This is a genomic window from Sphingomonas sp. 3-13AW (assembly GCF_049311085.1).
Lineage (GTDB): Bacteria > Pseudomonadota > Alphaproteobacteria > Sphingomonadales > Sphingomonadaceae > Sphingomonas.
Genome location: NZ_JASNVZ010000008.1, coordinates 35953 through 57586, shown reverse-complemented (window position 1 = coordinate 57586; position 21634 = coordinate 35953). Strand labels below are relative to the sequence as shown.

The following is a 21634-nucleotide window of genomic DNA, read 5'->3' as shown; positions in this document are numbered from 1 at the left end:
TTAGCCTTAACTGTGCCGCCTTGGGGCAAGGTCCATGTTGCGACGCAGCGGCTAACCCCCGGTACGGAGAGTAAATTTCGTTTCGCCGTCGATTTCTGTCGCTTGGAAGCTGAGCCGTTGCCACCCACTGCCAATGGGTAGACTGTTCGCAGGCGCAGCAAAAAGTCTGCTCTGTGCGAAGGGAGTATGCATCATGCGTATCGTGATGATTGGGTCCGGATATGTTGGGCTTGTGTCGGGCGCGTGCTTCGCCGACTTCGGACACGAGGTAATCTGCGTCGATAAGGACGAGTCGAAGATCGCGAAGCTCAAGGCGGGTGGCATCCCCATCTATGAGCCTGGACTCGACGATCTCGTCGCTCGGAATGTTGCCTCGGGCAACCTCTCCTTCACCACCGAACTCTCTCAAGCCGTCGGAGACGCCGACGTCGTGTTCATTGCGGTGGGTACGCCCAGCCGCCGCGGCGATGGCCATGCAGATCTTTGCTACGTCTATGCCGCCGCGCGCGAAATCGCTGGCGCCCTGAAGGGCTTCACGGTGATCGTGACCAAGTCGACTGTGCCGGTCGGAACCGGGGACGAGGTCGAGCGGATCATCCGCGAGTGCAACCCCGTTGCCGAGTTCGCGGTCGCATCCAACCCGGAATTCCTGCGCGAAGGCGCGGCGATCGATGACTTCAAGCGCCCGGACCGGGTCGTGATCGGCATCGAGGACGAACGCGCCCGGGCACCGATGGAAGAGGTCTACCGGCCGCTCTCGCTCAACAAGGCGCCGATCCTGTTTACGAGCCGGCGCACCAGCGAGTTGATCAAATACGCAGCCAACGCCTTCCTCGCGATGAAGATCACCTACATCAACGAAGTGGCGAACCTGTGCGAGGCGGTCGGTGCGAACGTCCAGGAAGTGGCGCGCGGCATTGGTCTCGATAACCGGATCGGCTCCAAGTTCCTGCACGCCGGGCCCGGCTATGGCGGTTCCTGCTTCCCCAAGGACACGCTTGCGCTGATGAAGACGGCGCAGGACCATGACGCGCCGCTTCGCCTGATCGAGGCGACCATCGCGGTCAACGACCAGCGCAAGCGCGCCATGGCGCGCAAGGTGCTCGCGGCGATGGGCGGCAATGTGCGCGGCCAGACCGTCGCGGTACTCGGCCTCACCTTCAAGCCGAATACGGACGACATGCGCGACGCGCCCAGCCTGGCGATCATCCAGACGCTGCAGGACGCAGGCGCGAAGGTTCGCGCCTATGACCCGGAAGGCATGGACGCGGCGCGCGGCCTGTTGAACGACATCGACTACGCCACCTCTCCCTATGATGCCGCTCAAGGCGCCGCCGCGACCGTCATCGTGACCGAGTGGGATGCGTTCCGCGGCCTCGATCTCGCCCGCCTGAAGTCGGCGATGGTCGAGCCGGTGCTGGTCGACCTGCGGAACATCTATCCGCCGCACAAGGCCCGGGAGGCGGGGCTTCGCTACGTCAGCATCGGGCGCCCGCAGGAGGACGAGTTCGAGAAGGACGCAGCAGCATCCGGCGAGCGCGAGGCAGCATGAGCGCCGGTGGCCCCGTCCTTGTGACGGGCGCCGCCGGCTTCATCGGCCATGCGGTGTCCGAACGACTCCTCGCGCGCGGCGAGCGCGTGATCGGGCTCGACAACTTCAACGATTATTACGACGTCTCGCTGAAAGAGACGCGCGCCGCTCGACTGGTCGTAAATCCCGAGTTCCGGCTCGTGCGGGGGGACATCGCCAGTCCCGAACTGCTTGCAGAGCTCGTCGCCAGGAACGGCATCCAGCGTATCGTGCACCTCGCCGCCCAGGCGGGGGTTCGGTACAGCCTCGAAAAGCCGTTCGCCTACGAACATAGCAACCTCAAGGGGCACCTTGCGGTGCTCGAGGCCGCACGGCAGGCGGGAGGCGTCACCCATCTGGTCTATGCGTCCTCCAGCTCGGTCTATGGCGACCGCCCGCTTGGGACCAACGGCTTCCGCGAGGATGAGCCCTGCACCGCCCCGGCGTCGCTCTACGCCGCGACAAAGCGCAGCTGCGAGCTGATGAGCGGGACCTACGCCTCGCTCTACGGCCTGCCGCAAAGCGGGCTACGCTTTTTCACGGTCTATGGCCCGTGGGGCCGACCGGATATGGCGTATTATGGTTTCACGCAGAAGATCCTGCTTGGCCAGCCGATCGAGGTCTATGGCGAGGGCAAGATGGCGCGTGACTTTACCTACATCGACGACATCGTCGACGGCGTGGTGGGCGTGCTGGACCGGCCGCCGGCCACGGGCGAGCATCGCTTGCTCAATATCGGCGACTGCCAGCCCGTGGGTCTGATGGAGATGATCTCGACCATCGAGCGCGCGCTCGGCCGTCCGGCGGTCAAGCTGATGCGGCCCATGCAGCCCGGCGATGTCACGGCAACATTCGCGGACATTTCCGCGATCCGGACGCTGACCGGATATGATCCCAAGGTTCCGCTCGCCCAGGGCATCGAGCGGTTCGTCGAATGGTATCTTAGCGAGATTGAACAAGGCGGGAGGGGACCGACAGCAGCAGTTGCCTGAACTGGGGAGTAATCCGGTCGAGCGACTGCGCAGGAGTCAGACAATGCTGCAACCGACAAATGCGCGTACCCGCGGTCGAACCCGATCGCTTATCATTTGCATAACCGGGCTGCGGGGATTTCCGCATGTCATGGGCGGCGTGGAAAGCCATTGCGAAGAGCTTCTGCCACGGATCAAGGCACTTTGGCCGGATCACCGTTCGGTGGTCCTCGGCCGCGCCCCCTATTTGCCGGAACGTCACACGGAGTATCGTGGCGTCGAGGTGGTGGGGATCCCCTGCCCGCGCTCCCAGAGCCTCGAGGCGATCGTCGCGACGTTCCTGGCCGTTCTCGCCGCATGGTGGCGCGGCGCCGACCTGATCCACATTCACGCGATCGGCCCCGGGCTGATGGCGCCCCTCGCGCGGCTGCTGGGGATGCGCGTTGTCGTCACGCACCACGGCACCGACTATCACCGCGCCAAATGGGGTCTGGTCGCTCGAAGCGCGCTGCGCGCGGGAGAATGGCTGGCGGTCACGTTCGCGAACCGTACGATCGCGGTGTCGCCGTCCCTTGCGGCACAGCTGCGCAAGACCTTTCCGTCGCGTGCGCATGTCATCGATTACATCCCGAACGGTGCGCCGGAACTCCCCGATGACGCCGACCCTGAGCGGGTGGTCGAGCGGCTGGGGATCGACGGCGAGTTCCTGCTCGCCGTGGGGCGGCTCGTTCCCGAGAAGGGGCTGCACGACCTGATCGCGGCGTTCGAGCGCTCAGAGTTCAAGGGCAAGCTGGTCATCGTCGGCGCCGCCGATCATCAGAGCGACTATTCCCGGCTGCTGCTCGAAAAGGCGGGTGACCGCGTGATCTTTGCCGGCGTCCAGTCCCGCGCCACCCTGAAACGCCTGTACGAACGGTGCACCCTGTTCGTGATGCCTTCCTACCATGAAGGCCTGCCGATCGCGGCGCTGGAAGCGGCAAGCTGCGGCGCGCGCATGCTGTTGAGCGACATTCCTGCGAACGTCGACATTGGCCTGGGGACTCATCATTATTTCCCCGTGGGGGACGTGGACGTTCTCACCCGGCGGTTCGACGCGGATCTCGACCAACTCCGGGTTGACCGGGAGGGCGTTCTCGCGCGCTTCTCCTGGGACAAGTCGGCGTACGACACGGCAGAGATCTATCGCGCCACACTGGCGCCGAAGCCCAAGCGGAAGCGGAGGGAGCCTGAGGTCTCCCGCCGCTTCGAGACCGAGGCGGAAGAGGGCTAGGCGGTCGATGAGGCCGCCAGCCATGCGCGGACGGCCTCGCGGTCCAGCGCAGCGATCCGGCCTGTCACGACGCGGGCTCCCCCCGGCGTAGTCGTGGCGTGTGCGACGACGGGTCGCCACGCGGAGCCTTCCAGTTCCCAACTGCGAATTCGCCAGCCATCGGCACCGTCCGGATCGATCGACAGCGTCGGACGGTCGACAGCGTCTCCTGCAGGCTCGGATCGAGCGAGTGCAGCCGCCGCACTACTGCCGGCAAGTAGCGGGACAAAGCTGAGAAGCGCACGACGATCCATGACAGTCCCTTTTCTTCAGAATAATCTTATTGGTCAGAAAATATTAACCAATTACGCTTACTTTAATCCGGTCAACACTCCGCTGTCCTAACGGTAGCATCGAGGGGGGTGTCGCTGGATTGCACCGGCCCACGCCGAGCGTGCGGATACCTCCCGGAATGCTCCCGATCGCGACGAACCTGAAGGCCAAGCCAGACGGCAGGAAGTGCTCGCGCACAAAGCCTTGGAGGGCGCCGGATGAGCAGTTTCTACGTTTCTCCCACCGGATCAGGCGACAAGAGCGGCAAGGATATCAACAACGCCGCGTCGGTCGGTTCTCTCAATACGTTGATTGGAAAGGCTGGCCCGGGCGGCGAAGTTCTGCTGATTGCGGACCAGGGCGACTATAAGGTCACCGGCATCATCGGGATCAACAAGGGCGGCGCCGAGGGCGCGCCGGTTACTATTCGCGGCATCGACCACAACGGCAACAGCATGGCCGCGCGCTTCACCGGGTCTCGCCCGACCGAATGGAAGGCAGGCGATGCGGCCGGCAACGAATTGTTCAAGCTGGGCACGGGCGCAGATCATCTCCAGTTCCGGGACCTGCAGATCGACAATGTGGGCAGCGCCTTTCGCGCAACCGCCGATATCAGCGACCTGCATATCGAAGACGTCGGGTCGAACAATGTGCGCCGCTTTTTCGAGAACTACGCAAGCGCGAGCGGCGGCACCGCGACGATTAATGGCCTCGTCATCCGCGACGTGGCGGTGAACGGCTTCTCGCGAAACGCGATCCGCCTCCAGTACGACACCAACAATGTGACGATCGAGAACGTTTACGCGAACGGCGGCGGCCAGGTAGGCGATGATCTTCCCGCCGGGGTGCATCTCGACGGTACGGTGCACCACGTCACGCTGAAAGGCGTCATCGTTGAGAATGTGCAGAGCATCTCCGGATCCTACCGGAACGGCGACGGGTTCTCGACCGAGCGGGGCGTGTACGATGTCCGCTTCATCGACACCGTGGCGCGCGGGAATTCGGACGGCGGCTACGACCTCAAGTCTGAGGCGACGACGCTTTTGAGGGCGGTCAGCGAAGAGAATGCGCGCAATTATCGCCTGTGGGGATCCGCAACCCTGATCGACTCGATCGGTCGGAACCCCGTCTGGCGCGGCGGCTCGTCCGAGCAGAACCAGATCTGGCTCGACACGGCTGCAAACGTCACCGTCATTCGGGGCAGCTTCGTGGACGCGGGATCGCGCACCAAGGTTATCTCGTCCGCCGGGAAACTGGCGCTGCACAACGTCAACATCACGCGTTCAGAACTGGCGACGGTCCTGACCCGCGACAGCCTTCCTGGACTCAGCGGCCTGGACGAGGTGCGCGAGATCGTCGCCCGCGACCAGGGTGAGGCGTCCGCTGGGGCGGATAAATTTGTGCCGGTCAAGCCGCCGGCATCCGAAGCCGTTGCCGACGAGATGATCGGCAACGCGCGGGATGACGTCTTCCTGGTGGATCATAGCGGCGACCGGATCATTGAGCCCCCCTATTCCGGCCGCGACCGGGTGGAGACGACGCTCAACGCATATACGCTCGGCTCGCACCTCGAAGATCTTCGCCGGCTCGGTAGCAAGGACTTCGTCGGAACCGGCAATGCGCTTGCAAACATGATTTGGGGCGCGACCGGCAACGACACGCTGAGCGGCATGGACGGCGCAGATACGCTCATGGGCGGACGGGGCAACGACACGCTGATCGGCGGCAATGGTGAGGACATTCTGAGCGGCGACGGGGGCGCGGATTCGCTCCTGGGTGGCTGGCAATCGGACACGTTGCTGGGCGGGCGCGGCGCCGATCGGCTGGTCGGGGACGTAGAGTGGCTGAACAGCCAGGGTGCCAATGACCTCCTCGACGGTGGCGACGACGACGACCTGCTGATCGGCGATGCCGCAACGATCTACGGCGCCGGTAAGGGCGGCAGGGATCGCCTGGTCGGCGGCGCCGGCAGCGATGTGCTGATCGGCGACGGCGACGTGATGAAGGACAATGCCAAGGGCGGCGCCGACACACTCGAGGGGGGCAGCGGCGACGACTCGCTCTACGGCGACGCGCGCACCTGGAGCAGCACGGTGACCGGCGGAGACGACAAGCTCTACGGCGGTGATGGCAATGACCATCTGATCGGCGGCGGCGGCGCGGACCTGCTATCCGGCGGCGCTGGAGCCGACCGGTTCGTCTTCCACCCCGGCTCGGGCTACGACGAGATCACCGACTTCTCGCGCTCAGAGCGGGACCGGATCGATCTTCGGGCTTTCGAGATCACCTTTGAGCGCCTGCGTTTCACCGGCGTAACAGATGGGACGACGATCCATTTCGGCTCGGACAGCGTCTATGTGCGAGGAGCGGAAAGCTTCCGGCCGAGCGACTTCCTGTTCGGTTGATCCCTTTGGCCCGCCGCCCCCGGGGGCGGCGGGCGGGTGCTAATCGGCCAAGCGCCCCTTTGCGACGATGGAACGGGTCGCGGCGTGGTGCACTGCAACAAAACCTCGTGATACCTGTGACGCTCGGAGCGAGATTCCGCGCGTGACGCAAGAGCGAGGGACGATGCCGGATCGGAAGAGAATACTCTTCATCATCAATTCGCTCGCGGGCGGCGGGGCGGAGCGCGTGCTCACCACCCTGCTGCGCGCGTCCGAACCCTGGCGCGCGCGCTACGACATCCACCTCGCCCTGCTCGACGACGAGCCGCGGACCTATCCGGTGCCGGATTGGGTGACGGTCGAGCAATTGGACGCCCGCTACAGCCTGCTTAGGAGCGTGCGGCAACTCCGCGCGCTCGTCGGGCGGCTGTCACCGGCCGCGACGCTCAGCTTCCTGACCCGCGCCAATGTCGCCAATGCCGCCGCGATGGCAGGCAGCGGCCGCCCGTGGCTCATCAGCGAGCGCGTAAATACCAGCGCCCATCTGGGGAACGGACGGGGCGCACTTGCCGCCAAGCTCATGGTGCGCGTCGCCTACCCGCGCGCCAGCCACGTGATCGCGGTGTCGTCCGGCGTCGTCGAGGACCTCGTCGCCAACTTCGGCGTCTCGCGCAGTCGCGTGACCGCCCTCGCCAATCCCGTCGATCACGAAAGCATCGGCGCGTTTGCCGCGCTTGAGCCCAGCTTTGTGCCTGCAGGGCGCTACATCATTGCCGCCGGTCGCCTCGTTCCCAACAAGAACATGGCGATGCTGCTTCGGGCCTTTGCGGCGGCAGAGCTTCCCACCCGGCTTGTCATCCTCGGCGAGGGCTCGGAACGCGGGTCGCTGGAGCAACTCGCCGCCTCGCTCGGCATCGCCGACCGGGTCGACATGCCGGGGTATGTCGACAACCCCTTCGCCCTTCTCGCCCGGGCCGAATTGTTCGCGATGCCCTCCAATGCCGAGGGCTTCCCCAATGGCCTGGTCGAGGCAATGGCCTGTGGCCTCCCCGTGGTGGCGACGAATTGCGCGTCGGGCCCGTCGGAAATTCTGGCCGGCCGCGCACGCGAGGACGTGACCGGGCCGTTGGATGTCGATGCCGGTGCGCTGGTGCCGACCGACGATGTCGAGGCCTTCGCGAACGCCCTGCGGAGTGTCCATGCGGAGCCGCGGCGCAGCGCCTGCGGGGCGGCGGCGCGGGCGCGCTCGCTCGCCTATGGCGTGGAGGAAGCGGCCTCGAATTACTGGGGCAGGATCGAAGCGGAACTCGCAGGACTGGCGGCCCCGAAGTCGCCTGCCGCGGGGAAAGAAGTTGCGTTGGGTTCGGGAGTAGCAGGATGAGTTGGCACAAAGGGATCGCACTTGCGCTGGCGGTCGCGCTTCTTTCGGGATGCACCGGACAGACGCCGGTTCAGGGAAGCGGCGCAGCGCCGCCTCCGGCTGCAGCCTTCCGCCTCTCGCCGGGCGACAAGGTGAAGGTCGTGACCTATGGCGAACCCTCGCTGACGGGTGATTTCGAGATCACCCCGGCCGGCACCCTCGCCTTCCCGCTGATCGGAGACGTCGTCGCCGCGGACCTCGAAACCGACGCGCTTGCCAGGGCTATCGAGGAGAAACTGGCCGACGGCTTCGTGATCGAGCCGAAGGTGTCGGTGCAGATGGCAAGCTTCCGGCCGATCTACATCCTGGGGGAAGTGAACAAGCCCGGGGAATATTCCTACACCCAGGGCCTCACGATCCGCGGCGCGGTCGCCAAGGCTGACGGCTTCACCTACCGCGCGAACGAGAAGCGCGTGTTCCTGAAGCGCGCTGGGGAGGCAGGCGAGCAGGTCTACCCGCTGACGGCCGACTTCCCCGTCCTGCCGGGTGACACCATCCGCTTCAGCGAAAGATATTTCTGATGGACGCAGTCGTCGCATCGCTGGCGCCCGGCGCCCCGACGGGAGAGTCGGAGAGCAACGAGACCGGGAAACCGCATCTGCGCGGCTGCCCCGTCAGCTTCGCCAAGCTGAAGGCGCTGCTGGCCGCCGATCTTTATCGCTACGCGGGCAGGGTCGGGCTGGGCCCGTTCCTCAAGCATTATGCGTTCACCCCGGGCTATAAATACACCGTCCTGATGCGGACGTGCGGATGGCTCAAACTCAAGCCGCTCAAGGGGTTCGGGCTCTATCCCATCTCGAAGCTGCTGCTGCTGCGGGCGCGCTACAAATATGGCTTTGCCATTCCCGAGTATCTGGAAGTCGGTCCCGGCCTTTTCCTCAACCGGTTCGGCGGCTTCTACTTCCACGGGGACACGGTGCTCGGCAGCAACGTCAACGTCACCCACGGCGTGGTGCTCGGCTATATGAACCGCGGCCGGAACCGGGGCGCCCCAGTCGTGGGGGACCGGACGTTCCTGGGGTCGGGCGCGAAGGTCATCGGCGGCATCAACATTGGTGCCGAAGCGGCGATCGGCGCAAACGCGGTCGTTACCAAGGACGTGCCGCCGCGGGGCGTCGTCGGGGGCATCCCCGCAAAGCTGCTCTCGGACCAGGGCTCAGACGGTTATGTGAACCGCCTCGCCCCGCCCGAACTGCTCGCGGCTTGCGAGGGCGCGCTCCACGGCTGGCGGGAGTCTCAGCCGAACAGGAAGTCCGCCTGATCGAGCGAGGTCACGCCGCGCACCAGGATGCTGTCCGTTTCGCTGAGCCTGACCGTCAATCCCGACGCATTCGCGGTGAAGCGCAGCGCCTCATAAGCGATGGCAAAGGCGCTCAAGTCGATGACATCGGCTTCGGCGCCACCGCGGGTGAAGTCGGTGATCTCGTCCGAGCCCGAGCCCGGCGCGAAGACAAACCGGTCGCTTCCGCCGCCGCCGGTCAGCTTGTCGGAACCACCGCGCGCGCCCGGCGCAAAGCTCACGCCGTCCCCATAGAGAACGTCGTTGCCGAGCCCACCGTCGAGCGTGTCTGAACCGCCGGTCGAGCCCGCGACCATGACGCGCCCGTCACCGATCAGCACGTCATCCCCGGCACCACCGCGCAGGATGTCGTTCCCGCCCTTTCCGGATGCGGTGAAGCTGTTCCCGTCGCCGATGAGGATATCGTCGCCGTCGCCGCCGTCGAGCGTATCCCGGGCCGCAAGCGACGAAATCCACTCCGTGTCGCCGATCAGCAGATCGTTCCCTGCCCCACCCTGGAGCGTATCGGTCTGCTGGCCACCGGTGAGGATATCGTCGCCGTCCTCACCATAGAGGCTGTCCTCGTTCTTGCCGCCATCGAGCCGGTCGAGGCCACTGCCGCCCCACAATGTGTCGTTGCCGTCATCCCCCGAAAGGATGTCGTCGCCGTCCCCGCCGCTCAGGACATTGGCTCCCGCACTGCCGAGCAGCGTATCGGCAAAGGCCCCGCCCTTGGCATTCTCGATGCTGATGAGCCGATCGCCCATGGCATCGGCGCCCGTCGCGGTTTGATAGCGCAGGTTCACCTGCACGCCGCCGAGCGAACCCGTATAGTCGACGGTGTCGAGCCCCGCGCCACCGTCGAGCACATCGCCGCTCGCTCCGCCCCGCAGCGTGTCGTTCCCGCTTCCGCCGGTCAGCAGATCGGCGCCGCCGCCGCCCACGATCAGATTGTCCAGCTCGTTGCCGGTCAGCGTCGCAGCGACGGTGCCGGTATAGACCAGCTCCTCGACATTGGCGGCCAGTACATAGGCGGTGTTGGCGGTGCGGACCCGGTCGCGTCCTTCGCCCGCGAGTTCAACGACTTGGTCGCCCCCCTCATACACGACATAGGTATCGTTTCCGGTGCCGCCGGCCATGATGTCGCTGCCCGCACCGCCGTCGAGCAGGTCGTCGCCCGCGCCGCCGTTCAATACATCGTTCCCGCCGCGGCCGTAGAGAGTGTCCCCGGCGACGGGGTCGTCGCTTCCCGTGATATGATCGGCGTAGTTGGACCCGACGACGATCTCGATGCCGACCAGCCGGTCTCCCTCCGCCTCGCCGCCCAGGTTCACGTTGGTCGCAAGGTTGACCGTCACGGCCGCGGACTTGGTATAGTCGACCTGGTCACGTCCGGCGCCGCCGTCGAGCAGGTCCGCGCCCATGCCCCCGACGAGCTTGTCGTCACCATCCATGCCGTACAACGCGTCGTTAGAGGCGCGCCCGTAGAGGCTGTTCGCGAGTGCATTTCCGATACCGGTGAAGGCGCCGTCGCCGGTGTAGCTGAGGTCCTCGACCCCATCGGCCAACGTCAGCGAAGCAAGGCTGGTGCGAACGATGTCGAGGCCGCCGTCGGCAGCCTCGAGCACTGCGTCCCCGGCATCGTCGACAACATAGGCATCGTCGCCTGCGCCGCCGATCATCATGTCCGCGCCCGCGCCCCCGTCGATGGTGTCGTTGCCGGCACCGCCTTCAATACGGTTCGCGGCGGCATTGCCCGTGAGGATATCCGCGAATGCGCTCCCCACCACCGCCTCGATCCCAAGCAGCCGGTCGCCCTGCGCATCCCCCCGCGATTGGAGTTCCGCGCCAAGGTTGATCGTCACCGCGCTGGCGCTGGACTCATAGACTGCCGTGTCGAACCCGGCGCCTCCGTCGAGCACGTCGGCACCCGCGCCCCCGACGAGCCACTGGTCCGCCGCATCGCCGACGATCGTGTCGGCATAGCCGGAACCGATGAATCGCTCCACGCCCTCGAACTGGTCCCCCTCAGTCTCTCCGCCCGTGCTGACCCCGGTGAGGAGGTTGATCGAGATAGCGGTCGCATTGGCGCTGAAATCGACGCTGTCGAACCCCTCGCCCCCGATCAGCACGTCGGCGCCCGCACCGCCCTGCAACAGATCGTCGCCGCCACGACCCTCAAGCCTGTCGGCGCCGGCGCCGCCCAGCAGCGTGTTGGCACCGTCGGTCCCGAACAGGGCATCGTCGAAGGCAGAGCCTGAGATTGCCTCGATGCCGACCAGCCGATCGCCCGCAGCGTCACCGCCATTGGCGGCAGTCTCCAGCGCGAGGTCGATCTGCACCGCAGCCCCGGACGTCGAATAGTCGGCCAGATCGAAACCCTCGCCGCCGTCGAGCAAATCCGCACCGCCGCCGCCCGTCAGGCGATTGTCGCCAGCGTCGCCCAAAAGAACGTCGTCAAAGGCCGAGCCGATGAGGTTCTCGATGGAGACCAGGGTCTCGCCGGCAGAGCCAGTCCCGCTCGCAAGGCTCACAGTAACAGCGGCGGCACTTCCGGAATAATCCGCGACGTCGGTTCCCTCGCCACCGTCGAGGCGGTCGAGGCCGCCATTGCCGACCAGCCGATCGTTCCCGGTTCCGCCGGCAAGCGCGTTCGCCCCGCCATCGCCGACCAGCACGTCATCAAACGCGCTGCCCTCCACATTCTCGATGCCGGACAGCAGGTCTCCCTCGGCATCGCCCCCCACGCCCCAGCCGCCCAGGGTGACGGCGACCGCGCTTGCGCTCGTCGAATAGTCGGCGGTGTCGACACCCTCCCCGCCGGTAAGCAGGTCCGAGCCTGCACCCCCGGCAAGCCAGTTGTTCGACCCGTCGCCGGTGAGGACATCATCAAAGCGCGAACCGACCAGCCGCTCGATGCCCTCGAGCCGATCGCCTTCCGCTTCCGCACCGAAGCCAAGCCCTTCGGCCAGGTCGACGATGACCGCGCCGGTGGCAGCGGAGTAATCCGCGGTATCGGTCCCCTCGCCGCCGACCAGCGTATCGGCGCCGGTACCGCCCACCAGCGTGTCGTCGCCGCCCCGTCCCTCGATGCGGTCGTCTCCGGCGGCACCGTCGAGGCGATCAGAGGATTCGCTGCCGCCCAGGAAGTCGGAGAAGATAGACCCGCTGACCGCTTCGATGTTCACCAGCCGGTCTCCGGCAGCGTCGCCGCCGCCGGCGGAACCGGTGGCCAGGTCGACGGTCACCGCGGCCATGCTCTCGCTATAGTCCGCCCGATCGAATCCACTGCCGCCGTCCAGGGAATCGGCGCCGGCGCCGCCAATCAGCACATCGTCCCCGTCCCGGCCTGCCAACGCATCGTCCCCATCACCGCCGGAAAGGCGGTTCGCGCCGGCGTCACCGGAAAGGCTGTCGGCGAAGGCAGATCCCTGAAGATCCTCGAACCCGTCGAACAGGTCGCCTTCGGCATCGCCCCCGCTCCCCGTAAGGCGCAGAAGATCGATGCGGACGGCGGCCAGGCTGCCGGCATAGCTGAGGAGATCGCGACCCGCGCCGCCGACCATGATGTCGGCGCCGGCCCCGCCCTCGATCAGGTCGTCGCCCGCGTCGCCCACCAGCATGTCATCGCCCGCCTCGCCGTACAGCGCGTCCCCGCCTGCGCCCCCGACAAGTATGTCCCGGCCGGCGCCTCCGGCCATGATATCGGCCCCCACCGTTGCCACCAGCAGGTCGTCGCCAGCGGTTCCTGCCGCGACCGCACCTCTTTCGCCCGACAGGGTCAGGGTCGAGCCGGTCCCACGCTTTGAAACAATTGTTCCCGCGCCGTTAACCATAGCAAGATCTGCGACAACCAGCTTGCCGTTCCGTTCGGAGAGGTTGAAGAGGAGCGGCGAACCGGGGTCGGAGAAGAGCGCGTTGCGGACAGTCGCGGCGGCACCCTCTGCCAGCCACACATGCTCACGGTTTCCGCCCGCCAGCGGTGCTCCCGCATCGAGGCTGACGATGTTGCTGAGTTGCGCGCCCGTCCCCCAGATCCGGATGTTGCGCCCGTTTCCAGACACGATCGCGCGGTCGACGACCACATTGTCACTCTTGAGGTCCAGTCCGCCGTCGCTGTTGCCCGTGGCGATCACGTTCCGCAGCGTCACATTGTACGTGCCCCGCTCGGTCGCGAAACCGTCACCGTTGCGATACGCATTCACCGTGTCGAGCGCGTTCCGCATGGCCACGCGGTCGATCACGACGTCATGCGCGGTTCCGGTGATGTGGACGCCGATCGCGAAATTGTCGCCATCCTGAAACTGGCTGTCGCCGCGCACATCCTGGATCAGCACATTGCTGCTGTCGTACTGGACCCGGATCGCGCCCTTGGAATAGCCGGCGACCTCGACATCGCGGATCGTCAGGCCCGCGATGCTCGCGCTGGTATTGGTGCCGGACGCGATGTCATCGAAGAATCGGGCGACATTGCGTGCGTCGACATGCTCGATCGTAAGGTTTTCGATGTCAGCGCCGACCCGGAACGGAATCCCGACGTTCTGGAACGCCAAGTCGCTGAAGCGGAGGTGATCGGCACCATCGAGCATCCGGAAGACTTCCTCACCGGACGGATTGGCGGGGTCGAACGACTCCGGCCGCGTTCCCACGATCGTTGCCGCCATCGCGTTCCCCGCCGAATCGACCCCGCGGATCGTGACCGGTGCCCCGTCCGTCCCGCCGGCGACAATCGATAGGGCCTGGGCGGGCGCGGTGTACGCACCCTGGTCCGCGATCAGCAGTACCTCGCCGCCTGGCCCCGCCGCCGCGATCAGCCGGGGCAGGTCACCCAGCGTTGCCGCGTTCGCCGCGCTGGATCCGTCGCCCGATCCGCTTCCCGTAGGAGCAATGTACAACGTGGGCATGCACGCGTCCCTTCATAGGCCCGAGAAAGTAACCCCCACTGAAATCCTGTTGTCGGCAAAGCTCCGCCCCGGAGTAGTGCCCGAACTATCCTGCGTGCGCCGCTGAAGATCGGCACGCAGCGCCATGCGCCGGCTGACGAGATAGGACGCACTCGCCCGCAGCCTCCAGCGGTCGTCCTTCCGATCGATATTGCCGAAGTCGCGCTTTTCGAACTCGGCGCCCGCACTCAGGATGAGGTTCCGCAGCAGTTCGTAGTCAGCCCGCAACGTCGCGTCCGTGGCCAGGTAGCCCGTGGCACTGGCGACCCCCGTTTCCCGGACGCTGCGGTCGATGGTGCCGGTGATCGTCACGAGCGACGTGAGAAAATAGGCGAGTTCGCCACGGATGAGAAAACCTGAAATGTCCTCGAACTGCGCGGGGGCGTAATCCTGCCGGAGATAGCCGACCCGCAGCGCTCCCCTCGCCTTTCTGCCGAGCTCGAAGCTCGAACCCGCAGCCAGTTCGAAGCCCGACGAATCCCGCGCTGGCACCGGGCCGGTCCGTTCGCGATAGTCGCGCTGGTTGATCGATCCGGCGACGAACAGCGCCACGCTTGGACTGAGGGCATATTCACCGATCCCCGTGCCGGTCAGCGTGGTGCGGTCCCGGAAGTCCTGATCGACTACCTCTCCGGTCGGGGTCTCGCCATCCGTATAGTTCCGGTTCTCGAACTCGAACACGCCGCGCACCCGCAGGCGGTTGAACACGTGCGTGTAGATCGCCGAACCTTCGGTCAGGTTGAACCGGTTCGGGCGCACGATGCCGGTCGGGGAGTCCGGCGACACCCGTTCCTCGCTGTAGCGGCCATGTTGCGCCGTGATGTTCAGCGTATCCGACCGGCTGATCGTATAGAGCGCGCCCCCACCGAGGGTGTATTGGGTGGCGTTCTCGCTCGATCGATCGGCGTAGCGGAGGAGATCGAGCTCGCCGCTCAGCGACAATCGCAGCGTCTGCGAAGGGCGGACCAGCGAGACCCGCGGCCGGATGCGGACATAGGCGTCCTCGACCTTGTCGGTCCGTTGCGCGAACAGGTTGTCGTCATACCCGGCAGCTATGGCAACGCGCGGCAACACCTCGAACGCGCCCAGCCGGACCGGCACGGGCGCATAATCGGGCCGGCGCCGGTCGAGCACGCTGGTGTTGCGGTCCCGGCCGAACGGGTTTTCGGTGGCGACCGAACCCAGGCTGTCGGTCGCATCGGACTGTTGCGCGAGCGCGGGCGGCGCCAGCAGGGTGCCGGCGAGCAACAGGATCCCGAAGTGCCGCTTCACGGACGCCCCAGCGTGATGAGCAAGGGGTAATGATCGGAGCCGGTTGCCGGCAGCCGCTGCGCGTCGACCAACCCCCATTCGGGACCGGCATAGAGCTGGTCGATGGGGAGCAGCGGCAAACCGCGCCGCCAGCTCGCAAGCGCACGCGTAACCCGGGTCATCGGCGCAAAGGCGCGGTCCTGTTGCCGCATCGCCGCCGACCAGGGTGTCAGGTTCATATCGCCGCCAAGGATGAGGGGATCGCGGTCGATCCGCAGCAGCGCCTGCGCCACGTCGCGACGGCGCTCGGCCTGCAGCTCGGACGTCGGCCACGGATAATGCATCGTCATCGCGGTAAAGGGCCGCCCGTCCGGTCCCACGATCTTCGCCCAAAGCAGCGGCGGCCCGAACGGACGCCCGCGCGAGTCCTTCAGGAAATAGTCGCTCTGCGCGATCGGCCAGCGCGAGAAGATGGCAAGGCCACATCCCGGCGGGCATTGCGTACCCTGGCCGAAATGCTGCCGCAACGCGTCCAGCATCGGCCGGAAGTTGCCGTCCACCTCCTGCAACATCACTACGTCCGGATTGGCGTCGATGATTGCCTGTGCGGTCTCGGCCGGATCGCTGTTGTCCCGCCAGACATTGTGCGTGAGCACGCGAACCTGCGCACCGGACCCTGGCGCTGCGGGGATATTGCGGACGAGTTCGGGCACCATCGCGATCGCGACGGGCAACAGGCCCACACCCGCCCCCACCAGCGCGAGAACGGGCGACCGCCAGCACAGGAGCGCGCCCAGCAGCGTCACCATGCCGAAGACCGGCATGAACGACGCGAGCGCATCCAGACGCGCGTTGAGGGTCCCGGCGAGCGCCAGCCACGCAGCGACAGCGCCTGCGCCAAGCAGCAGGCCGCCCAGGATCCGGATCAAGCTCACGCCCGTGCCAGCAGCCGGTTCCGCAGGGCATAGCTGCCCTGCCGGAGCGAAGCCGGGATCAGCTTGGCCGCAAGCAACAGGGCTGCGGTACGGATCCCTTCCGGCAGGTAGACGTCGCGCAGGCGGATCTCGGTCGTGCTGGGATACTTCATCGCGTAGCGCGCATAATGCGCGATTTCCTGGTTCACGAGCCGGCGGAGCAGCGCCACTTCGCGCGTTGACGCCTTTGACATCAGCGCGTGCGCCGTCGGCACCAGGCAGGGGAGCTCCAACGTCGTGGTCGATTTGCTGACCTTGTTCTCGGAGTCGCGGTGAAAGGCCGCGGTGGCCTGCGGTTCGTAGCGAAGCTTGCCGAGCGCCATCACGCGAAGCCACAGATCCTTGTCGCCGCCGCGAACCGCTTTCCCTTCGGGGAACAGCCCCGCCTCGAACAAGGCGTCGCGCCGGATGGCAATCGCGCCGGTCCACATCGGACACTCCCGTACCGCAAGCCACGCCTCCAGGAACCGGGCGAAGTCCAGTGTGCAACTTTCGGAGAGCCCGGCAGCGATCCGCTGCGCCTTGTGATGCGTTGCAAACACATGATCGAAGCGTGTCGCGGCGGCTGTGACCGTCGGATCGGCGGCGATGCCCGCGGCGAGTACCGCGAGGTGATCGGCGTACCACAGGTCATCGGCGTCGAGAAAGGCGATCCAGTCCCCGCTCGCCTCCCGGATGCCAAGGTTCCGCCCCGCGTAGCCGCCCGGCCCAGGCGTGGGGAGGTCCAGCAGGTGGATACGAGGATCCTGAAGGGCAGCCACGGCTTCGCGGCTGCCATCGGTCGAACGATTGTCGACCACCAGAAGCTCGTGGGGCGCGCAGGTCTGCGCGAACACGCTCTCTATGGCGGCGCGAACATGCGACGCCTTGTTGTAGAGCGGCATCACGACGGAGAAGCGAGGCTGTGCCATCAATCCCGCACCGCCTTGCGACCGCCGGCAAGATTGAAGAACTCGCTGGCCGCGACTCCCGCCAGTTCCACGGTCAGCTTCATCACGGCCAGGCGCCGGGGCACGCTGAGGCCGGGGGTGACGGCGGCCCTGCGAAGACGGCGCGCCGTATCGACCGCGGTCACGCCAAGAACCCGCGCCAGGCGGCGCCGTCCCTCGGTCCGGTCCCAACGCCCGCCGCTCAGCCGCTGGCGCTTGCGTACCAGTTCGGCGCGGCTCGCCCTGACCGGGTGGCGCACCACCATCTCCGGCACGTAGATAAGCGGCGCGCCCGCGTCGCGGATGCGCAGCGCCATCTGCCGGTCGCCGCCGGACTTGAGCGCCGCGTCGAACCCTCCCAGCCGCCGCAGCAGTGCGGTCTCGCTCGCCCAGTTCGCCGTCGCGCAATTGCCGCGCGCGGCATGAGCCTGGGGGAAACTGAACAGCCGCTCGTAATCGGCGAAGACCACATCTTCCTGCGCGATCTCGTCGAACAGGTCGATCTTTCCGGCAAGCACGCCGAAACCCGGATTTGCTTCGGCAGCCTTTAGCACCTGCTCCAGCCAATCCGGCTCCGGCACGCAATCGGCGTCGGTGAAAGCGGTGATCGGGGCCTGCACATGCGCGATGCCCAGGTTCCGCGCGGCATAGGAGCCGGGGCGCTCCTCGCTCAGCACTTCGACGCCTGGATAGCGACGCGCGACGGCAATGCTGTCGTCGGTGGAGCCATTGTCCACGACGATCAGCTGAAAGGTGTCGCGGGCAACTGTCTGCCGCGCGAGTGCATCGAGGCACCGTTCGAGCACGGCCTGGCCGTTCCATACCGGGATCACGACAGCGACTTTGAACATGAAGAGTTACGCCTGTTCGGGTGCAGTCGCTAGGAAACAGCCCCCTTCAGCACGCCGGGTCAACCATATGCTGCACCAGCGAAGATAGTCCGCCCGTTTAGAACGACGATCTGAGGCAAAGGCGGGTTCGCGCTCGCGCCATTGGCGGCTACCAAGATGATACCGGACCGATGCGGCAATGCTGCAGTGCGAAGGAAGCTCAACCCGAGCAGGAGGCGCGTAGACTTGGCCCAGTCGCTGCCCGAATTGGACGTCACTGCTGAAGTGCTGGTGGTGTCCCTCCAGTCTGCCGAAGTCAGGCGGGCCGCGTTCGCCGAGCGCGCGGCGGGCACGTCCCTGTCGTGGCGCTTCTTCGATGCGTGCACCGCGCCTGCCCCCGGCATGACCATCGACGAGATCGCGATTCGGCGGAACAAGGGCAGGCCCATGACCAAGGGGGAGATCGGCTGCTACGCCAGTCACTTCTCGATCTGGCAAGAGATGGTCGCGCGCGACATCCCCCAGGCGATCGTCCTTGAAGACGATACGGTGGTCGACTGGGCGTATCTGGAGCGGCTCGCGCAGGTCGACCTTCACGCCATCGGTGTCGATTACCTCCGCCTCTATGCGAAGCGCCCGACCTGGCAGCGCAAGGTCCGGGGCGACTTTCTCCAGCATTCCCGCACGATCGTGGAACTGATCGGTCTCGCCTACGGCACCCAGGCCTATGCAATCACGCGGGAAGGCGCCGAGCGACTGGTCGAGCACTGCCGCGTCATGCGCCGCCCGATCGACGACGCCATGGATCGTTCCTGGGCCCACGGCCTGCGCAACCTCGCGCTCTATCCCGCTCCCGTCCTTGAAGCGACGGTGCCATCGGATATCGGCGCCTCCCGTTTCATGGAGAAGTCGGCGCCGGAGTATCATTCCGTCCGACAGCAGGCTTGGCGTCACCTTGAACGTGCGCGGATGCGGCTTCTGAAGGCGAGGCGGCTGCTTGAACGCTGAGACGCCCGACCGCTTCGACGAGAAGCTCCGCGCCCGCAGCCGCAGTTCCATCGGCTGGACGGTTACCCGTTTTCTTTCCGACCAGCTCTTTTCGTTCGTCGTCTTCGTGGTGCTGGCGCGCCTGCTCTCGCGCACGGACATCGGCGCCTTCGCCGTCATGGCCGCCACTGCCGAAGCATTCCGCATCATCGCGACCGCCGGGCTGGTCCAGACCATCGCCCGGAAGCGCGAGGTCACGCCCGCCTTCCTCGACACCATCTATCGCTCGCAGCAGGTGCTCTCGTTCATCTCGGCCGGGTTGATCATGGCGCTCGCTCAACCGATCGCCGACTGGATGGGCGTTCCCGGCATCGCCCTTCCGCTTGCGGTCATGAGCCTGACGCTGCCCCTCTCCTCGTTCGGCAGCACCCACCTCGCTCTGCGCCTGCGCGAATTCGGCCACCGGACCACGGCGCTGCGCTCCGTCGTCGGCGGCGTTCTCGGGGGCGCGTGCGCGGTGGCTGCCGCCTTTGCCGGCCTCGGCCTGTGGAGCCTGGTGATCCAGCGCATCGTGACAGAGCTTGCGGGCGTGGTGCTGTCGCGCCGCTCGTACGACTGGAAACCGGGCTGGAACTTCGACTGGGGGATCCTGCGCGGCAATCTGATGCTCAATGCGAGCCTGATCTACGTCCAGCTCGTTTTTCTCGCGACCGTGCGCGTCCAGGAAGTGGCGATCGGTGCCGGGATCGGCCTCGCGGCGGTCGGCGTCTACCGGACGGCCTGGCGGACGGTGGAGCTGATCGGGCGCGGCGCGATCCAACCCTTCACCCAGGTCGCGGTACAGACGCTTGCGCGAGTGAAGAACGAGCCCGCCGAACTGCGCCGCGCCTATCAATGGATGATCGCCCAGGCGGCCGCCCTCTCCTTCCCCGCGCTGGTCGGGTTCGGGGCGCTGGCTCCGGTCGCGGTGCCCACCGTCTTCGGCGACAAATGGCATGAAGCCGGCGAGCTAGCACAGGTATTCGCGTTCATGGCGGTACCGTTCACGCTCAACTTCTTCGCGTCCCCGTCGCTCAGCGTGCTGGGCGGATCGCGGAGCCTGATCTCCCTTTCCACCACGCAGCTCGTGCTCGGCGTGATCCTGACGCTGGCGTCGCTCCCATACGGCCTGTTCGCGGTCGCGATCTCGTATGTCGGGCGCGCGTATCTGACGATGCCCTTGCAGGTCTTCCTCCTGCAGCGCGTCTCCGGCATCCGGTTCGCGGATACATTGCGCGCAGTCGGATCGCCGCTGGTCGCGTCCAGCGTGATGGGCATTGCCCTCGCGATCGCGATGCGCCTGCTTGAAGGCCGCATGGAGGGGTGGACGACCATCCTGCTGCTCAGCCCGCTTGGGGGCATCCTCTACGCGGCCGTGCTGCTGGCGATTTCACGACCCTGGCGACAGCGCCTCGCCTCGACGCTCAAGCGAACCAGAAAGTCCCGGATATGACCGACAAGAAACCCGCTCGCGTGCTCGTTGCAGAGCTTGCGCGTCAGTTCGAAGGCGTGCTCGACTCCGTGCTGCCGGCGGGCAAGCTCGCGCTGGTCGACTTCCCCGGCCACAGCAACGTCGGGGACTCCGCGATCTGGCTGGGGGAGATGGCCTATCTGCGCAAGCGCGGTCGGCTTCCGGTCTATTACTCCGCCATCAACGACTTTGATGACGAGGAATGCCGCCAGGCGATCGGCGACGGGCCGATTCTGATCCATGGCGGCGGCAACATGGGGACGCTCTGGCCCAAGCACGAAGCCTTCCGGCTGCACCTGCTCCAGAAGCACCGGGGCCGCCCCCTCATCCAGATGCCCGAATCGATCCACTATGCCGATCCCGCGGCAGCAGCCGAAATGGCGGCGGCGATCCGGGCCCACGGGCAATTCACGCTGCTCGTTCGCGACCAACGCTCGCTGGCCTTCGCCAAGGAGCATTTCGACTGCACGATCCGCCTCTGCCCCGATGCCGCGCTGATGCTCGGATCGCAGCAGCGCGCGCCGGCGCGGGTGCCGGTCTTCGCACTCCTGCGCACCGATCACGAGCGCGCTGCCGGCGATGCCGCGGCGCTGCCCGACGGCGTCGTGGCCGACGACTGGCTGGAGGAGGATCCCCGCCAGAAGCGCTATCTGCGCCTTTCGCTCAAGCTCGCGCGCCTGATCTCGCGCGATCCGATGGCGATGCGCGCGACGCGCCAGCGCCGTGTGGCGGAGTGGCGCCTGAAGCGCGGCCTCGCGATGCTCTCGACCGGCGAAGTGGTCGTGACCGACCGCCTGCATGCGCACATCCTGTCGGTGCTGCTCGACATCCCGCATGTCCTGCTGGACAACAGCTACGGCAAGGTCGCTGGTTTCGCAGACCAGTGGACGGGCAGCTACGAGGGGCTGGTCCGCGCGACCCACCAAGCCGAGGCCTTTGCCAAGGCGTTTGACGTCTATCGTGCGCGCGGTGCGCCGCGGATCGTCAACGGCTGAGGGCGGAAA

General features: G+C 66.4%; 16 protein-coding genes. 10 read left to right on the top strand and 6 right to left on the bottom strand.

Translation table 11 applies throughout. The features are described from left to right. The first annotated feature begins 193 nt into the window (after positions 1 to 193). The 3 genes from QP045_RS10695 to QP045_RS10685 all read left to right on the top strand — a co-directional run bounded on the left by QP045_RS10695 (position 194) and on the right by QP045_RS10685 (position 3811). Positions 194 to 1552, top strand: a complete 1359-nt coding sequence (locus QP045_RS10695; protein WP_422514965.1) for a UDP-glucose dehydrogenase family protein — start codon at positions 194 to 196, stop codon at positions 1550 to 1552. Further along, the gene (locus QP045_RS10690) at positions 1549 to 2562 is read left to right on the top strand and encodes an NAD-dependent epimerase/dehydratase family protein (protein WP_422514964.1); all 1014 of its coding nucleotides are present in this window, start codon (positions 1549 to 1551) and stop codon (positions 2560 to 2562) included. The genes QP045_RS10695 and QP045_RS10690 overlap by 4 nt, the downstream gene beginning before the upstream one ends. A gap of 130 nt (positions 2563 to 2692) precedes the next feature. After that, complete coding sequence (locus QP045_RS10685; protein ID WP_422514963.1) at positions 2693 to 3811, top strand: glycosyltransferase family 4 protein; 1119 nt, start codon at positions 2693 to 2695, stop codon at positions 3809 to 3811. Here QP045_RS10685 and QP045_RS10680 read toward each other — a convergent pair. Next, a complete protein-coding gene (locus tag QP045_RS10680) occupies positions 3808 to 4104 on the bottom strand; it encodes a hypothetical protein (protein WP_422514962.1) in 297 nt (98 codons plus the stop codon). The genes QP045_RS10685 and QP045_RS10680 overlap by 4 nt on opposite strands. A 237-nt stretch (positions 4105 to 4341) precedes the next feature. Between QP045_RS10680 and QP045_RS10675 the strand changes: the two genes are divergently transcribed. The 4 genes from QP045_RS10675 (at position 4342) to QP045_RS10660 (ending at position 9188) form a co-directional block, all read left to right on the top strand. Then, positions 4342 to 6528, top strand: a complete 2187-nt coding sequence (locus QP045_RS10675; RefSeq protein WP_422514961.1) for a calcium-binding protein — start codon at positions 4342 to 4344, stop codon at positions 6526 to 6528. A 163-nt stretch (positions 6529 to 6691) separates the two neighbouring features. Beyond that, entirely contained in the window at positions 6692 to 7888 is a 1197-nt protein-coding gene (locus QP045_RS10670; protein WP_422514960.1) for a glycosyltransferase, read from the top strand. Further along, complete coding sequence (locus QP045_RS10665) at positions 7885 to 8448, top strand: polysaccharide biosynthesis/export family protein (RefSeq protein WP_422514959.1); 564 nt, start codon at positions 7885 to 7887, stop codon at positions 8446 to 8448. Before QP045_RS10670 ends, QP045_RS10665 begins: the two co-directional genes overlap by 4 nt. Then, on the top strand, positions 8448 to 9188 hold the full coding sequence (locus QP045_RS10660) for a serine acetyltransferase (protein ID WP_422514958.1): 741 nt from the start codon (positions 8448 to 8450) through the stop codon (positions 9186 to 9188). The genes QP045_RS10665 and QP045_RS10660 overlap by 1 nt, the downstream gene beginning before the upstream one ends. Here the strand turns inward: QP045_RS10660 and QP045_RS10655 are convergent. Genes QP045_RS10655 through QP045_RS10635 form a run of 5 tightly spaced genes read right to left on the bottom strand, consistent with a single transcriptional unit; the run spans position 9164 to position 18154 of the window. Further along, positions 9164 to 14110 carry a beta strand repeat-containing protein gene (locus QP045_RS10655; RefSeq protein WP_422514957.1) on the bottom strand — a complete coding sequence of 1649 codons (4947 nt, stop codon included), beginning with the start codon at positions 14108 to 14110 and terminating at the stop codon, positions 9164 to 9166. The genes QP045_RS10660 and QP045_RS10655 overlap by 25 nt on opposite strands. A gap of 12 nt (positions 14111 to 14122) precedes the next feature. Then, positions 14123 to 15421, bottom strand: a complete 1299-nt coding sequence (locus tag QP045_RS10650; protein ID WP_422514956.1) for an outer membrane beta-barrel protein — start codon at positions 15419 to 15421, stop codon at positions 14123 to 14125. Continuing rightward, positions 15418 to 16335, bottom strand: a complete 918-nt coding sequence (locus tag QP045_RS10645; RefSeq protein ID WP_422514955.1) for an endonuclease/exonuclease/phosphatase family protein — start codon at positions 16333 to 16335, stop codon at positions 15418 to 15420. Before QP045_RS10645 ends, QP045_RS10650 begins: the two co-directional genes overlap by 4 nt. Next, a complete protein-coding gene (locus QP045_RS10640) occupies positions 16332 to 17285 on the bottom strand; it encodes a glycosyltransferase family 2 protein (RefSeq protein WP_422514954.1) in 954 nt (317 codons plus the stop codon). Before QP045_RS10640 ends, QP045_RS10645 begins: the two co-directional genes overlap by 4 nt. After that, entirely contained in the window at positions 17285 to 18154 is an 870-nt protein-coding gene (locus tag QP045_RS10635) for a glycosyltransferase (protein ID WP_422514953.1), read from the bottom strand. Before QP045_RS10635 ends, QP045_RS10640 begins: the two co-directional genes overlap by 1 nt. 225 nt (positions 18155 to 18379) lie before the next feature. Between QP045_RS10635 and QP045_RS10630 the strand changes: the two genes are divergently transcribed. Genes QP045_RS10630 through QP045_RS10620 form a run of 3 tightly spaced genes read left to right on the top strand, consistent with a single transcriptional unit; the run spans position 18380 to position 21625 of the window. After that, on the top strand, positions 18380 to 19141 hold the full coding sequence (locus QP045_RS10630) for a glycosyltransferase family 25 protein (protein WP_422514952.1): 762 nt from the start codon (positions 18380 to 18382) through the stop codon (positions 19139 to 19141). Then, positions 19131 to 20612, top strand: coding sequence for an oligosaccharide flippase family protein (locus tag QP045_RS10625; protein WP_422514951.1), 1482 nt, complete (start codon positions 19131 to 19133; stop codon positions 20610 to 20612). The genes QP045_RS10630 and QP045_RS10625 overlap by 11 nt, the downstream gene beginning before the upstream one ends. Beyond that, positions 20609 to 21625 carry a polysaccharide pyruvyl transferase family protein gene (locus QP045_RS10620; RefSeq protein ID WP_422514950.1) on the top strand — a complete coding sequence of 339 codons (1017 nt, stop codon included), beginning with the start codon at positions 20609 to 20611 and terminating at the stop codon, positions 21623 to 21625. Before QP045_RS10625 ends, QP045_RS10620 begins: the two co-directional genes overlap by 4 nt. The last annotated feature ends 9 nt before the right edge of the window (positions 21626 to 21634 follow it).